Genomic DNA, 15,007 nt, shown 5'->3' on the forward strand with positions numbered 1-15,007 from the left:
AGGTCACGCCACGCTCTTCTCGGATGTTTCGGCCACGATCTTCTCGGAAGCCTCTTCGTTCGTGCACCAATTTCCGTGACAGCGCTTGAGGTCGTTCAGGTTCTGCCGCATCTGGTCGAGTGAGAAGCCAAGCGCGAAGAACCGCTCCATGGCATCGACCGGGAGGCCCCGCGTCAGGCCTTCGCTGCGCACCGCGGCGACCTCCGCGCTATAGGCCTGCAGCGCCGCATCGACCGGCGCCATATCGGCCGGGCCGCTGCCGGCACGCAGCGCCGTCGCGACCGACATCATATAGGTGACGATCGCCTTGCTGACGTCGGCGAGCGGCCGCGCCAGCCTGGTCTGGATTTCCGCCGGCAGCGGCACGACCGAGGCCCGCCCGATCATGACGACGTCATGCCGCAGCCGCTGGATGGTCCGCAGCAACGGACCCGTATCCGGCCCCGACGACAGGTGCATCGAGCGCTCGCGCTCGGCTTCCATGCCCGTGGCGTGCAGGTTGGTCACCGCCGTGCCGATGCCGTCCTGGATCCGGTGCAGCGCATCGTTGTCGAGACCGCGGGTCAGGCCGGCGAGCAATTCGGCGAACGCCGCCGAGAGCAGTTCCAGCAGCTTCGACGCATTGACCCTGATCTGGCTGACCGCGCGCGACGGCAGCACAAGGAACGAGATCACGAGGCCGGTGAGCGCGCCGACCGTGACTTCGAGGACTCGGTCGATCGCGGAGTCCAGCGGGTTGGAGTGATGCATCGTCGGCAGCAGCAGTACGATCACCGCCGTCACCGTCGCCGAGTTCAGGCTCGGATTGAGCGCGGCGATGAAGGCCAGCGGCACGATCGCCAGCACCAGCAGCGCCAGCAAACTGCCCTCGCCGGAATGCGGGATCAAGACCGCGATCGCGCCGCCATAGATGGCGCCGCCGATGGTGCCGAGCATGTAGTCGCGGGTCGCCTTCAGGGAGCGGCCGACGCTCATTTGCGTCACGATCAGCGAGGTCAGCACCGCCCAGAGCGGCAGCATGAGGTGCAGCGCCAGCGCGATGGCATAGGCCGCCACGCCGGCGGACGCGATCCGGACCGCCAGCGCCAGTTGCGTCTTGCGGCTCCAGAGCTGGTCGAACATGCGTTTTGCGAAGGTCCTCATGCACCGTGATCCGGAATCAATGGAATGGCCTGTGTTAAAGGACGTCGAACATGGCTGCTGCCCGCGGCGGCAAGGTGGCTTGAAAGGCCAAACCCGCCCGCCTACCCTGCGCCGCAAAGATTGAGGAAACACGATGGCTCACGAAACCGCAACGCTCGCCGCCTATGTCGCCGACCTGAAATTTTCCGACATCCCGCCGGAGGTGCTGGAGCGCGCCAAGGTCCTGACGCTGGATTTCCTCGGCAGCACCATCCGCGCCCGTCGCGATGCGGAATCGACGCCCTCGCTGATGAAGATGCTGGAAGCGCTGGCGCTCGACGGCAAGGGCGAGGCCACCGTGTTCGGCGACAGCAAGACCTGGACGCCGGCGGTGGCGGCGCTGCTCAACGGCGCGCTCGGACATTCGCTCGATTTCGACGACACCCATGCCGATTCCTCGCTGCATCCGAGCGCCCCGGTGGTGCCCGCCGCGTTCGCGGTCGGCGAGATGGTCGGCGCCTCCGGCCGCGACGTGCTGACCGCGATCGTCGCCGGCTATGAAGTGTGCTGCCGGCTCGGCAACGCGCTCGACCCGACCTCGCATTACGCGCGCGGCTTCCACCCGACCGCGACTGCCGGCACCTATGGCGCCGCCGCGGCCGCAGCCAAGCTGTTCGGTCTGTCGAAGGAACAGATCATCTCCGCGTTCGGCGTCTCCGGCAGCCAGGCCGCGGGCTCGCTGCAATTCCTGGTCAACGGCGCCTGGAACAAGCGCTACCAGGTCGGCGCCGCCGCAATGAACGGCGTGATTGCGGCGACCCTTGCGCGCAACGACTTCATCGGTTCGAGCGACTCGGTCGAGGGCAAGCATGGACTTCTGGTCGGCTATACCAATGACCCGCATCCGGACAAGGCGGTGGCCGGCCTCGGCACCACCTACGAGACATTGAAGATCGGCGTGAAGCCCTATCCGAGCTGCCGCTATACTCACGCTGCGATCGACGCGCTGATCGCGATGCGTCGCGAGCACAATCTGACCCCGGACCAGATCAGGAAGGTCGAGATCGGCCTGCACCGCAACGGCATCACCCTGACCGGCGACGCCGCCACCAAGCGCCACCCGACCTCGGTGGTCGGCGGCCAGTTCTCGATGTTCTTCACCGGCGCGATCGCGCTCGACCAGGGCCATTTCGGCTGGGACGATTACGACCGGCTCGGCGACAAGGCGATCGACGCGCTCGCCGACAAGTTCGACGTGGTGCAGGACGACCGCCTCGAAGTCGGCCGTACCCATCCGTTCGGCGCCCGCGTCTCGATCACGACCGATGACGGCACCCATGAGCGCCTCTACGCCGACCCCTCCGGCGAGCCGACCTCGTTCCCCAACGCGCAGGCGATGCAGCAGAAGTTTTTGACCTTGGCCCGCCCGGTGCTCGACAAGCGCGCCGACCAGCTCGCCGACGCGATCATGACCCTGGAGCGGTTCGACCGCGTGGAGCAGGCGACGCAGCTGGGACGGCAATAGGCGGGACGACACTTCCTCCTTGTCATTCCGGGGCGTGCGAAGCACGAACCCGGGAATGACAAGGATGAGATTCGGATTGTCCTGGCATCACGGAAGGCAGGATGTTGTACGCCTGCGGCTGACGCCTCCCGCTCAATTTCCTCTCGCAAGCTTCGCCTGGTGTGACGTCGCCGTCACCACATCGCGGACCAGATCGAACACCCCGTCCGCTTCGAGCGGCATGTTCGGCGAGCGGCCGAGCCGGACGATCACGAGCCGCTGCGACGGCACGACAATGACATACTGCCCGATCGTGCCCTTGGCGAGGAACGCATCGCGCGGCCAGCCGTGGTCGACGCGATAGCGGGCGCCGTAGCTGTCGCCGAGATTGGTCCAGAAGCCGGCGCCATAGCCGACCCAGGCGTGCGGCGTCGGCGATGCCGCATATTTCACCCAGCCTTCGGGCAGGATGCGCTTGCCGCCAGCCACGCCGTCATCGAGATAGAGCTGGCCGAACCTCGCCCAGTCGCGCGCACTCGCCAGCATTTCGCCCGATCCTTTCGGCGTGCCCGCCGCATCGAACTCCAGCACCACGTTGCGCATGCCGAGCGGATCGAACAATTCGCGATGCGCGAACCGCATCACGTCGGCGGCATGGCCGCCCGTCGCGTTGCGGATCAGCTGTGCGAGGATGACGTAATTGCCGTCGTGATAATTCCACGCCGCGCCCGGTGGTGTCTCGAGCGGAATGCTCTCGGCATAGCTGGCCATATCCGATTCCACGTATTTCATCCGGTTGACCGGCTCGAGCGCGGACATCAGCGAAGCCTGCAGCGAGCTGCCGAGCGCAAGCCCCGCGGTGTGGCGCAGCAGTTGATCGACCGTGATCGCGTGTCTCGGATCATGCGGATCCTGCCAGGCCGCGATCGGGACGGGCCGATCGACCGTCAATTTGCCGTCGCGCACCAGGATTCCGATCAGGGCCGAGATCACCGATTTGGTCGCGGAGAAGCCGAGCAGCGGCGTCTCGGTGCCGATGCCGTCGGCGTAACGCTCGGCGACGATGCGGCCGTCCTTCATCACCACGACCGCGCGGGTGTGGCGGAACGGCGGCTCGGCCGGTTCGGCGAAGGCGCGATCGAGCGCGGCGGCGAGCTGCGGGCTCTGCGGCGCGACGATGCCGGGGCCGGCGATTTCGGGCAGCAACGCGGCCTGCGGCTGCACCGGCGGCAGCGCGACGTCGGCCAGCGCCGCGTCATGGTCGAGCGTGCAGCCGAGCCCCTCGCGATAGACCGCATGGCTGCGGCCGAGCCCGAACAGCGTCACCGAGACGTCCTTGCGCTGGCGGTCGACCTGGTAATCCATCGCCCAGGTGATCAGGCCCACCCCCGGCATCGCCTCGGTGGTCTCGGCCAAATCACGCCTTGGATCGAGGCCACTGACGAAGGTTTCGGAGCAGAGGGTGTTGGCGAGAAATCCGGTTGCCACTTTGGGTACGTCGCGGGCGCGGACGGCGGACCAGCCCAGCGCGCCGAGGGCGGTGCTGGCAGCGAGGATGAGAGTGAGCTTGCGACGGGTCACGGGGGTCCTCCGGCATGTGAGAATGTGTGGCGGGAGGAAGTGGGAACGGGCGCGGAAAGGCTCGCCGGATTTGCAAATCGGGCTAGCCGGGAATTGGAGGCAGCTCGCCGATTCTGGAATTGTCTAGTGATTACAGCGGCATTCTCGCGCTACGCCCCTTCGTGAGGTGAGCAGGAAGGTTGGGCTGCCTCCCCCCTTGTGGGGGAGGGTTGGGGAGAGGGGCCCCGGGCGCGACGGTCGATGGGAGCAGCGTCGGTGCAGGATCGCCCGTACGTCATCGCAAGGCAGTTTAAGAGACCACCCGTATGGTACCCCTCTCCCTAACCCTCCCCCGCAAGGGGGGAGGGAACCCTTCCGCCGGTGTGTCCCTCACGACGGAATAGAGCGATCACGCCGCCGTCGCCTTCAGCTTCCGGTACTCCGTCGGCGTCACGCCTGTCGTCGCCTTGAAGGCGCGGTTGAAGGGTCCGAGGGACTGGAAGCCGGCGTCCATCGCGATGGTGATGACGGGGACTTCGGCCTGGGCGGGATCGGCGAGGGCCGCCTTGGCCTCCTCGATGCGGTGGTTGTTGAGGAAGACGTTGAAATTGCGATAGCCGAGCCGCTGGTTGATCAGCCGCCGCAATCGGTATTCGGGAATCTTCAGCCGGGTCGCCAGCGTACCGATGGTGACGTTGTCCTGGCGATAGATCCGCTCGTCCGCCATCAGGCGCATCAGGGCACTGACCAGCTTCTGGTCGGCTATCTCCTCGATCGCGGCCGGCGGCGCATTGGCGACGACCGGCTCGACCGGCGCGGCGAACAGATCGGCGCCATCGACACGCATCATTGCCCAGGTGATACCCGCGACGATGGCCGCGAGCACACCCGCGTTGAGCAGATTGGCCCACTCCACGGTCACGCGGCTGCCGGCATACGCAATCTGCAGCAGCGCGTTCATTCCGCCATACAGCGCAGAGGCCACGACGATGAAGACACGGACGCGGCGGCGGCGCTCGACCAGATCCGCCGACCACGATCCGATGGTCTGCGTCACGGCAAGCACGATGAAGACGACCGTCAGCAGATTGACCGTGGTGATCGCCGCTTGCGCGTGGCCGCTCGGCGCGATCCACATGCAATTGACGAAGCTGAACGCGACCACCGCGGCCCAGATCAGACCGTGCCACCAGCGCAGGACGAAGGCGTCATCGAACAGCGCGCGGGTGAACAGCCAGAACACCACGATGTCGCCGGTCGAAATCGCGATCAGCGGCGCGTGCCAGATCGAGATGGGCTCCCCGGCGCCGATCGACGCGGTCACCGCATGCGCAGCCGTGCCGAGCGCGAAGGCGATCACGAGCCGCCCCGCCAGCACGTTGCGGAAATCCGCGAACATCGAGACCGCAAGCACCAGCAGCAGCGTCACCGCGGCGGCGCGCAGGCAGAGTTCGGTTGCGGCCAATGTCATCGGTCGAAAGGATCTCCGGGTCAGCCGAACAATCGTCGCTCAGGCGGCGTTTTTCAAGCCGGATCGCGGCGCCAGCGCAGGCGCGTCGTGACCCAGATATCGACGACATCGCCCTCGAGCTTGCCCGGCCCCTCATTGTCAGCGCCGAGCCGCCGCGCCACTGCCTGGGACGCGAAATTGGCCGGATCGATGCAGTGGATGATGCGGTCGAGCGTGAAATTGTCGAACACAAAGTCGATCGCGGCGCGCGCCGCCTCCACCGCATAGCCCCGGCCGCGAAACTCCCTCGCGATGCCCCAGCCGACCTCGAAGCCCGGCCATTCAGGCGGACAATACGGCCCGACGCGGCCGATGTAACGGCCGGAGGATTTCTCTTCGACCGCGAACATGCCGAAGCCATGCAGCGCCCAATGGCCCGAGATCACGGCGGCGTTGCGCCAGCCCTTCAGCTCCGACGTGACAGGCTGATGATCCGGCGTGATGAAGCGCGCCGTCTCGGTATCGGACAGCATCCGGGTGTTGTCAGCAATATCGGATGCACGCCATGGCCGCAGGATGAGACGCGCGGTCTCGATCACGGGACCATCGACACGCAGTAGTCTTGCGCCCGGCTTGATCAGAGAAACCATCATCGCCTCCGGTTTCCAAGAATACGCTGTTATCACGCGCACAGAGTCGCCAAAAGTACTTCGTCGTCCCTGCGAAAGCAGGGACCCATAACCACCGATTTCAGTTGTTGCTCGGGGCTGGGGCCGCAGCTTTCGTAGCATAAGCATTTGTGGTTATGGGTCCCGGCTCGCGCTTCGCTTGGCCGGGACGACGAACGGAGTATGATCGGAATGAAGCACAAAGGAGTTTTGCGATGAGCTGGCAGCCCTCGACCGATCCCGAACTCGGCGATCCCCAAACCTGCGACGCGCTGGATCTGATCATCGTGCCGCGCACCCGCGATCTCGGCGACGGCTTTGCGGTGCGCCGCGCGCTGCCGCACGGCAAGCGGCAGATGGTCGGGCCGTTCATCTTCTTCGACCATTTCGGCCCGGTGCAGTATCTCGCCGGCAAGGGCATGGACGTGCGGCCGCATCCGCATATCGGGCTCGCCACCGTCACCTATCTGTTCGACGGCAGCATCATGCATCGCGACAGCGAGGGCAACATCCAGGAGATCCAGCCCGGCGCCATGAACCTGATGACCGCGGGCCGCGGCATCGCGCATTCCGAGCGTACCCCCGACGTGCAGCGCCGCGACGGCCAGAAGATGCTAGGCTTGCAGAGCTGGATTGCGCTGCCGGCCGGAAAGGAAGAGATCGCGCCGTCGTTCCAGCATTACGGCGCGGGCGACCTACCGATGATCTCCGAGCGCGACTTCACCGCGCGCATCATCGCCGGCTCGGCCTTCGGCATCAGCTCGCCGGTCAGCATGGTCTCGCCCTGGTTCTATACCGAAGTGACCGCGCAGGCGGGCAACAGCGTGCCGCTCGACCCCGACCATGAGGAGCGCGCGATCTACATCGTCGACGGCGAGGTCGAGATCGCCGGCGATCGCCATGAGGGGCCGCGGCTGCTGATCTTCCGGCCCGGCGACCGCATCACCGTGAAGACGCTGCGGCCAACCCGCATGATGTTCCTCGGCGGCGACGCGCTGGAAGGACCGCGCCACATCTGGTGGAATTTCGTCTCGTCCTCGAAGGAGCGGATCGAACAGGCCAAACAGGACTGGAAAACCGGCCGTTTCGCCCAGGTTCCGCAGGAACACGAGTTCATTCCACTGCCGGAGTGAGCTATTTCCTGTGATATCCCTTGATATCCTTGGCAGCCCGCACGCCGCGTGCGGGCGCCTTGCTTTCGAAAGATCACGCCCATGACCGCGATGCTGACAAGCGATTTGCCCCTGCCCCGGATCGGCCGTGGCAAGGTGCGCGACATCTACGCCGTCGGCGACGATCGCGTGCTGCTGCTCACCACCGACCGCATCTCGGCGTTCGACGTGGTGATGGCGGAAACCATTCCGATGAAGGGCGCGGTGCTGACCCAGATCAGCGCCTGGTGGTTCCGGCAGCTCGAAGGTACCGTGCCGCATCACATGATCAGCGCCGATGCCGACGAGATCATCCGCGCGGTGCCCGAGCTGAAGAACCATCGCGCCGACATCCTCGGGCGCGCGATGCTGTGCAAGCGCACCACGGTGTTCCCGATCGAATGCGTGATCCGCGGCTACATCTCCGGCTCGGCGTGGAAGGAATACGCGACCGCGGGTACCCTCGCCGGCGAGAAGCTGCCGGCTGGCCTGGTCGAAAGCCAGAAGCTCGAGCCGGCGATCTTCAGCCCGGCGACCAAGGCCGAGGCCGGCCATGACGAGAACATCACGGTTGCGCGGGTACGCGAGATCGTGGGCGCCGACGTCGCCGCGACGCTGGAGAAGATGGCGCGCGATGTCTATGGCTACGGCGAGCAGACCAGCCGCGCCCGCGGCATCATCATCGCGGATACGAAATTCGAATTCGGCCGCGACAAAGACGGCCGCATCATCCTGATCGACGAGGTGATGACGCCGGACTCCTCGCGATTCTGGGCCGTCGATGCCTACAAGGTAGGCCAGCCGCAGCCGAGCTTCGACAAGCAGCCGCTGCGCGACTACCTCGACGTCGAGCGCCGCGCCGGCCGCTGGAACGGCGACGCCCCGGCGCCGCCGCTGCCGGAAAGCGTGGTCGATGCGACGAGCAAGCGGTATTTGGAAGCGTATCGCCGCGTCACTGGGACCGAGCTGAAGATTTAGCGCGGCTCCCCCCATCACCGTCACCCTGACAGCTTGTGAAGCTTTCGGGTTTTGCCTTTTACGTCTGTAGGTCGGGTGGGTTTGGTTTTTTGCGCAGCTGCGGCCGGGTGGCCGATGTGGTGTTTAAGCGCTGTAGAGCCGATGCCCTTGTAAGACGTTGTTGGTGAGGGCGAACCAGAGCGCGACGGCACGGACCTTTTCAAGGCCGCGTACGGTGAGTTGCCGCAGGCCCCAGTTGCGCCATCGAGCGTGGATGCACTCGCAGATCGATCGGAGCTTGTACTGGGCCTTGCCCGGCTCGCTTGCCATCCGTGCCCGCCAAGCCAACACGCCCGGGCCGTCGCCGCGCCGCGGCAGGTAGGGATCGGTACCGTGCTTGGATTGCGTGGGCGGACAATAGACCTCAACCCCTTGATCATGCGCCCACTCGATGTCCTCGGCACTGCCAAAGCCGCCATCAACGAGATGGCGGCCCGGAAGGCGGCCGGTCCGCGCGCGCAAGCGATCTAGCATTGGCTGCATGAGGCCGCGATCGGAACCAATATTGGTCACGTCGAGCCCGGCCACGATCTGCTCGCCGGCCGCGCTCGCCACCTGCACATTGTATCCTGGCCGGAAGCCGCCGTCGGCCATCTTCATGACGCGGGCGTCGGGGTCCGTCGTAGAGGCGCGCGGCTCCTTCGGCGTCTTGCCGTTGTTGCGCTTGTCTTCGCGCGCCTGGCGCTGCCGCTTGATCTCGGCGAGCGCGGCCTGCGCTGCCTTCAGGCGTTCGGTGCGCTCACGCGCCGCTCGCTCCTTGGCCGCCTTGATGCGCTGGTTGCTGGCATCGGAGCGCGCCTCGACCTCGCGTTTGAGCTCCGCCACGATCGTCTGCGCGGTCTCCAAATGGTGATCGAGTGTCTGTTCTCGCCGGAACGAGGCGGCCCCGGCGCTCGCCCGGATCCGCACGCCGTCCTGCGCCAGCTTGCTGAGGTCGACCAGGCCCACCTCCGCCAAGGCCGCAAGATGTTCGGCGAGCAGCCGATCGAGCAGATCGGCGCATCCGACCCGGAAGTCCGCCAGCGTATGGTAGTTCACCGAGACCCCGCCACACAGCCAGCGATAGACATCGTGGCTCTCGCACAGCCGCTCCAGGGCGCGAGCGCTTCCTACCCCGTCGCTGGTCGCATAGAGCCACAGTGCCAGCAAAAGCCGTGGCGACGTCGCCGGATGACCCGGCCTCTCGCCCCGCGCCTTGATCCGATCTTCAAGCTCGCGCAGCTCGAGCCCGTCGACATAGCACCAGATCACCCGCGCCGGATGATCTTCCCCGATCAGGCTATCGATATCCACCGCCCGCAGTTCAATCTGATCGCGCTGCGGCTCGCGCAGACGCGGCAAACCCGCTGGCGCCGCATCAGTTTGCGGCTTCGGCTGCTCCGGCAGTTCTCCAAACAGCTGGTCTTCAGCCATCTCCCGCTCTCCCGCAATTCAGCGATTGCAGGGAATCACATCCCCCATCCCTCCCGCTACATCTTTCGCCCAAGCCACAAAAATTCACACGCTCTGAGGAGCCGCGAAGCGGCGTCTCGAAGGATCGACGGCCGCGAGCCGGGCCGTGCATCCTTCGAGGCTCGCAAGCGCTCGCACCTCCAGCGACAAAGGCGAAGCCTTTGCGCGGGGATGACGGTAGAGCTACGCGAACCGCACCGACACCTTCCCGATCGCGCCGAAATCGGCCGCGAAGACGTCACCCGCGGCGATCGGCAGCGGCGGATGGCAGGTGCCTGTGGTGACGACCTCCCCTGCCCGCAACGTCAGCCCGAGCGCGCGCAATTCGTTGGCGCACCAGGCGAGCGCCACGCGGGGATCGCCGAGCACGTTCTTGCCGTGGCCGATGTAACGCTCGCCGCGCAGCGTGATGGTCGGGCGATGCTCGACGAGGTCGATGGCGCGCCAGTCGGCTGACGTCGCGGGTCCGAGCACGAACAGATGCGCGCATGCATTGTCGGCGATCAGCTGCGCCTCGCCGGCGGACGTGAAATCGGTGAAACGCGAATCCGGGATCTCGATCGCGGGATGCAACGTGCCGGCCGCCTCCAGCACTTCCCTTACGCTGTACGGCGTTGCGCGTGGCGCGAGGTCGCGTGCCATGCGGAAGGCGAATTCCGGTTCGGCGACGCGCATCTCGATGCCCTTCATCGAGGCGGTGCCGCCATCTGCGATCACCGTTTCGGCGAGGATGCGTCCGGCCAGCGGCCCGGCAACGTTGATGTGCTTCTGGCCGGCCTCGCTGGTCGCCGCGATCTTCCAGCCGAACAGTTTTTCGCGCGAGGTCTTTTCCAGCCCGGCCTGCACCGCGTAACCCTCGGCGCGATCGCGCGGCCGCATGGCGCTATCGAGTGCACCGAGTTTCGTTCCCGCGCGCCAGTGCTCGCTCAGGACGTTCGAGGCAGCGGCGATCTGGTTGTTGTCGGGCATGTTGTTCGCTCCCGCGGGAATTATTCTTTGTTGCACGCGATCTCAGCACAAACGCATCGCGCTTGTCGCGTGGGAAAACCGATGCCCAGCTATCTACTCTATGATGATCTTTGTCTTTGGCGACATCCGCCGCAACAGCCGCAGCATCGACGCTTTCGTCATCGAGACGCAGCCTGCGGTCGGTCCGAAATTCGGCCGCGCCAGATGCAGGAACACGGCGCTGCCGCGGCCGGCGACGCGCGGTGCGGCGTTGTGGTCGATCTCGACGATGAAGTCGTAGAGATGATCCTCGCGGGTCAGCCGGTCACCGCCCTGTTCGCGGTCGAGCCGGATCGGCCGGTTGTAATGGCGGTCGGCGGGATTCTCGCACCAGGCATCCTCGCGGCGGATCGGCCGGGTCGGCAGCAAGGTCACCGGACGCCGGTGGCGGTCGGCGCGCCACCAGAGTTGCCGCGGATGGAAGATGCCGCGCGGCGTGCCGCCGTCGCCCTCGCGCTTGTTGGCGAGGATTCCGCCGCGCCCGAGTGCCACGGGAACGGTCCAGCCATCGGCCGTCAGCCAGCCGCGGCGCGGATCGCCGGCGGCGGCGCGGACCTCGATGGCGGAGAGCGGGCGATCACGTTTCATTGTCGGATAAGTGATTGAAATGGCTGATCTTCCCTTAAGAATCGTTCCAAACTGAACTTGCCCTGGTTGGCCCTGTTATTCTATTCCCCGGCATTACAGGACATTCACGTCCTGCCCCGCCGGATTTGAGGTAGACTGCGCTGCCTTGTGAATCGGTAACAATCGCCTACCTGAGCACATACCTAGCCGATGCTACGGCCTTAAGCGCCCTCCGCTTCTGACCGCCCCGCCCCCGAAGGATTGTACCTATGGCCAATGCCCGCAAGATCTTGATCGTGGATGACGATACCGATCTGCGCGATACGCTGGTCGAGCAGCTGTCCCTGCACGAGGAATTCGAAGCCTCCGCAGTCGATACCGGCGCCAAGGGCGCCACTGCCGCCAAAGCCAATTCCCCCGATCTGGTCCTGATGGATGTCGGCCTGCCCGACACCGACGGCCGCGAAGTGGTCCGCAGCCTGCGCAAGGGCGGCTTCAAGGCGCCGATCATCATGCTGACCGGCCACGACACCGATTCCGACACCATCCTCGGCCTGGAGAGCGGCGCCAACGACTATGTGGCCAAGCCGTTCCGCTTCGCGGTGCTGCTGGCCCGCATCCGGGCGCAGCTGCGCCAGCACGAGGCCAGTGAAGACGCGGTGTTCTCGGTCGGCCCCTATTCATTCCGGCCCGGCTCGAAGATGCTCACCGGTGCCAATGCCAGGAAGGTGCGGTTGACCGAGAAGGAAACCGCGATCTTGCGCTTCCTCTATCGTGCCGGCCAGATGCCGGTGTCGCGCGAGACCCTGCTCCAGGAAGTCTGGGGCTACAATTCCGGTGTCACCACCCACACGCTCGAAACCCACATCTACCGCCTCCGCCAGAAGATCGAGAAGGACGCCGCCAACCCGGAAATCCTGGTCACGGAAGCCGGTGGCTACAAGCTGGTGCCGTGATACGCTTCGCGCTCAACGATTCGTGAAATCGAGGCGCACCGCGGTTACCGGCCCTGAATGTCGATCGATGATGACGTAGCCCTGCTCGAGCGGGTCCCGACGATGCGTCTGTTGGGCGATAGCTCCTTGCGCATGCTGGCGATCGGCTCCGAGCAACGCGACTTCAACGCAGGCGAGGTGCTGTTCAAGACAGGCGACACTGCGGACGCCGGCTATGTCGTGCAGCGCGGCACCTTCCGCGTCGAGGAAGGCGGCGCCGAGATCATCGCCGGCCCCGGCGCGCTGATCGGCGAACTCGCATTGATCGTCGCGATGAAGCGGCCGTCGACCGCCATCGCATTGGAGCGCGGCTCGGTGATCCGTGTCGCGCGCAGCCTGTTCCAGCGCGTGCTGGAGAGCGACCCCGCCGCTGCTCGCCGCCTGCGCGACGAACTCGCGCTGCGCACCAGCCAGCTCGCGAGCGATATCCTGATCGCGGGCGGCAAGTTGAGCACTTGAGCTGCCGAGATTTGGCCGACAGCCGCGCCGCTTACTCCACCTCTCCCCTTGTGGGAGAGGTCGGATTGCATCGTGAGATGCAATCCGGGTGAGGGGTGAGGTCTGTCCACCAGTGCAGTCCCTCGAGGGACCGCGACCCCTCACCCGGATCACATTACGCTTCGCTTCATGCGATCCGGCCTCTCCCACAAGGGGAGAGGCGAGGTGAAGCAAGCGGCTACGCTGCCGTCTAAACCTCCATCACGGCCGTCACCGGCACATGATCCGACGGCCGCTCCCAGCTGCGGGCGTCGCGGGTGATCTTGAAGTCGCTGACCTGGTCCTTCAGCGCGCGCGAGACCCAGATGTGGTCGAGCCGGCGGCCGCGGTCGCCGACGGTCCAGTCCGCGGAGCGATAGCTCCACCAAGTGTAGACCTTTTCCGACATCGGGATCCGCTCGCGCGCGATGTCGAACCATTCGCCATGCGCCTGCGCCGCGAGCAGCTTCTCGGTCTCGATCGGGGTGTGCGAGACCACCTTCAACAGCTGCCTGTGCGACCACACGTCGTTCTCGTGCGGCGCGACGTTGAGGTCGCCGACCAGGATGTGGCGGTCGTCGCCGCGCGGATGCAGCGGTTCGCAGCTCTTCATCTCGTCGAGGAATTGCAGCTTGTGCTCGAACTTCGGATTGAGCGCGGGATCTGGAATGTCGCCGCCGGCCGGCACGTAGAAATTATGCAGCACCAGCGGCTTCGAAAGCTGCGCTTTTTCCCCGAACGATACCGAGATGTGCCGCGAGTCGATCTTGTCGCAGAACGTCCGGATGTCGGTCGTCTCGAACGGCAGGCGCGAGACGATGGCGACGCCGTGATAGCCCTTCTGCCCGTTCAGCGCGACATGCTCATAGCCGAGCCGCTTGAAGCGCTTCAACGGAAACGCATCGTCGATGCATTTGGTCTCCTGCAGGCACAGCACATCCGGCCGCGCGCTCTTCAGGAATTTGGCGACGATGTCGATGCGCAGGCGCACCGAATTGATGTTCCAGGTGGTGACGGAGAACCGCATGAGAGCTGCGTCTTAGCACGGTTCTCGGTGCGGGTCGGTGCTTTGTCCACAATGTCGTAGGCGTAGGATGGGGAGAGCGAAGCGAAACCCATCATCCTCCCGCGCGGACCGAAGTTGATGGGTTTCGCTGCGCTCTACCCATCCTACGCCATCTCGATTAGCCCGGCGACGAGCCCGGATAGGTCGTGAAGTCGATCTTGAACAGGCCCGGATCGGGCTTCTGCGTGGCATCGAGATTGTAGACCGCAACCGTGGTGTCGTAGCCCTGCGGATCGGTGACGGTCCATTGCTTGAGCTTGCCGTCCTTGGCGCCGATCATCAGCAGGAAGCGGCTGGTACCGACCAGCGCCTGCTTCTCCTCGATCGTGATGCTGACGAACACGTCGTCGGCGGTGACGCTGACGACGTTGGTGTCCTTCATCAGGTCGATGCGGTCCGACAGCAGATAGCGCAGCGGGGTCTGCGACAGCGGATAGATATCCTGGGTGGCCAGCCTGCGGTCGCGCACCGCGACCGACGAGCCGTCGGCGATCACTTCGATGGTGCTCGGATTTTCGTATTCGAAACGCAGCTTGCCGGGCTTCTGGATGTAGAAATCGCCCTTGGTCTTGGTGCCGTCGGGGCCGACCTGGACGAAGTTTCCAACCAGCGTCTGCAGCGACGACAGATAGGCCGAGACCTTGGCAGCCTGTGCCTTCTGGTTGGCGTCAAAGGTCTGGAAGATGTTGGCGGGCACGTTGCGGCGCGGATCGGGAATCACCGGGTCCGGCGGTGCCTGGGTGGCGCCCGTCGTGGTCGGGCCCTTGTCGGCATTGCTCTGCGCGCCGGGGTCCTTGGCTTTCGGTGCAGCCTTCGGTGCGGGTTTTGGCGTAGCCGGCGCATTCTGCGCAGTCGCGCCGCCGGCGATCGCGGCGGTGACGAGAAGAGCCAGCGCAATGCGCGTGCCGCGGTCAATGAGGTGATTTGCCATCAGATATGTCAGGTCTCTGTTCGACGCTCGTCCCGCTTC

At 65.5% G+C, this 15,007-nt stretch carries 14 protein-coding genes; 5 read left to right on the forward strand and 9 right to left on the reverse strand.

What is annotated here, in order from left to right; translation table 11 throughout:
• Positions 1-3: 3 nt before the first annotated feature.
• On the reverse strand, positions 4-1,143 hold the full coding sequence (locus ACTUWL_RS15315; protein ID WP_021077670.1) for an FUSC family protein: 1,140 nt from the start codon (positions 1,141-1,143) through the stop codon (positions 4-6).
• 133 nt (positions 1,144-1,276) lie between these two features.
• Between ACTUWL_RS15315 and ACTUWL_RS15320 the strand changes: the two genes are divergently transcribed.
• Positions 1,277-2,647 (forward strand): MmgE/PrpD family protein, encoded by a 1,371-nt coding sequence (locus ACTUWL_RS15320; RefSeq protein WP_021077671.1) that lies wholly within the window; start codon positions 1,277-1,279, stop codon positions 2,645-2,647.
• 132 nt (positions 2,648-2,779) lie between these two features.
• Here the strand turns inward: ACTUWL_RS15320 and ACTUWL_RS15325 are convergent, their stop codons facing one another.
• From ACTUWL_RS15325 to ACTUWL_RS15335, 3 genes are all read right to left on the reverse strand, one after another.
• Positions 2,780-4,207, reverse strand: a complete 1,428-nt coding sequence (locus ACTUWL_RS15325) for a serine hydrolase domain-containing protein (protein ID WP_021077672.1) — start codon at positions 4,205-4,207, stop codon at positions 2,780-2,782.
• A gap of 388 nt (positions 4,208-4,595) precedes the next feature.
• Positions 4,596-5,657, reverse strand: coding sequence for a helix-turn-helix domain-containing protein (locus ACTUWL_RS15330; RefSeq protein WP_021077673.1), 1,062 nt, complete (start codon positions 5,655-5,657; stop codon positions 4,596-4,598).
• 53 nt (positions 5,658-5,710) lie between these two features.
• Positions 5,711-6,286 (reverse strand): GNAT family N-acetyltransferase, encoded by a 576-nt coding sequence (locus ACTUWL_RS15335; RefSeq protein ID WP_021077674.1) that lies wholly within the window; start codon positions 6,284-6,286, stop codon positions 5,711-5,713.
• Between the two features lie 233 nt (positions 6,287-6,519).
• Between ACTUWL_RS15335 and ACTUWL_RS15340 the strand changes: the two genes are divergently transcribed.
• Both ACTUWL_RS15340 and ACTUWL_RS15345 read left to right on the forward strand, forming a co-directional pair.
• Positions 6,520-7,437, forward strand: coding sequence for a pirin family protein (locus ACTUWL_RS15340; protein ID WP_021077675.1), 918 nt, complete (start codon positions 6,520-6,522; stop codon positions 7,435-7,437).
• Positions 7,438-7,518: 81 nt separating this feature from the next.
• The gene (locus ACTUWL_RS15345) at positions 7,519-8,433 is read left to right on the forward strand and encodes a phosphoribosylaminoimidazolesuccinocarboxamide synthase (protein ID WP_021077676.1); all 915 of its coding nucleotides are present in this window, start codon (positions 7,519-7,521) and stop codon (positions 8,431-8,433) included.
• A 123-nt stretch (positions 8,434-8,556) separates the two neighbouring features.
• Here the strand turns inward: ACTUWL_RS15345 and ACTUWL_RS15350 are convergent, their stop codons facing one another.
• The 3 genes from ACTUWL_RS15350 to ACTUWL_RS15360 form a co-directional block, all read right to left on the reverse strand.
• The gene (locus ACTUWL_RS15350) at positions 8,557-9,885 is read right to left on the reverse strand and encodes an IS1182 family transposase (RefSeq protein ID WP_106940575.1); all 1,329 of its coding nucleotides are present in this window, start codon (positions 9,883-9,885) and stop codon (positions 8,557-8,559) included.
• Positions 9,886-10,107: 222 nt separating this feature from the next.
• Positions 10,108-10,893: a 2-keto-4-pentenoate hydratase gene (locus tag ACTUWL_RS15355; protein ID WP_021082506.1), complete on the reverse strand. Its 786-nt coding sequence runs from the start codon at positions 10,891-10,893 to the stop codon at positions 10,108-10,110.
• Between the two features lie 93 nt (positions 10,894-10,986).
• Positions 10,987-11,520, reverse strand: coding sequence for a L,D-transpeptidase family protein (locus ACTUWL_RS15360; RefSeq protein ID WP_021082507.1), 534 nt, complete (start codon positions 11,518-11,520; stop codon positions 10,987-10,989).
• A gap of 248 nt (positions 11,521-11,768) precedes the next feature.
• Here ACTUWL_RS15360 and ACTUWL_RS15365 point away from each other — a divergent pair, with 248 nt between their 5' ends.
• Positions 11,769-12,455 (forward strand): response regulator transcription factor, encoded by a 687-nt coding sequence (locus ACTUWL_RS15365; RefSeq protein WP_016841446.1) that lies wholly within the window; start codon positions 11,769-11,771, stop codon positions 12,453-12,455.
• 57 nt (positions 12,456-12,512) lie between these two features.
• Positions 12,513-12,953 (forward strand): Crp/Fnr family transcriptional regulator, encoded by a 441-nt coding sequence (locus ACTUWL_RS15370; protein ID WP_021082508.1) that lies wholly within the window; start codon positions 12,513-12,515, stop codon positions 12,951-12,953.
• 229 nt (positions 12,954-13,182) lie between these two features.
• Here the strand turns inward: ACTUWL_RS15370 and ACTUWL_RS15375 are convergent, their stop codons facing one another.
• Both ACTUWL_RS15375 and ACTUWL_RS15380 read right to left on the reverse strand, forming a co-directional pair.
• Complete coding sequence (locus ACTUWL_RS15375; RefSeq protein ID WP_021082509.1) at positions 13,183-13,998, reverse strand: exodeoxyribonuclease III; 816 nt, start codon at positions 13,996-13,998, stop codon at positions 13,183-13,185.
• Between the two features lie 157 nt (positions 13,999-14,155).
• Positions 14,156-14,968 (reverse strand): outer membrane lipoprotein carrier protein LolA, encoded by an 813-nt coding sequence (locus ACTUWL_RS15380; RefSeq protein WP_021082510.1) that lies wholly within the window; start codon positions 14,966-14,968, stop codon positions 14,156-14,158.
• Positions 14,969-15,007 lie beyond the last annotated feature (39 nt).

It is taken from the genome of Bradyrhizobium sp. WCU1, assembly GCF_053474805.1.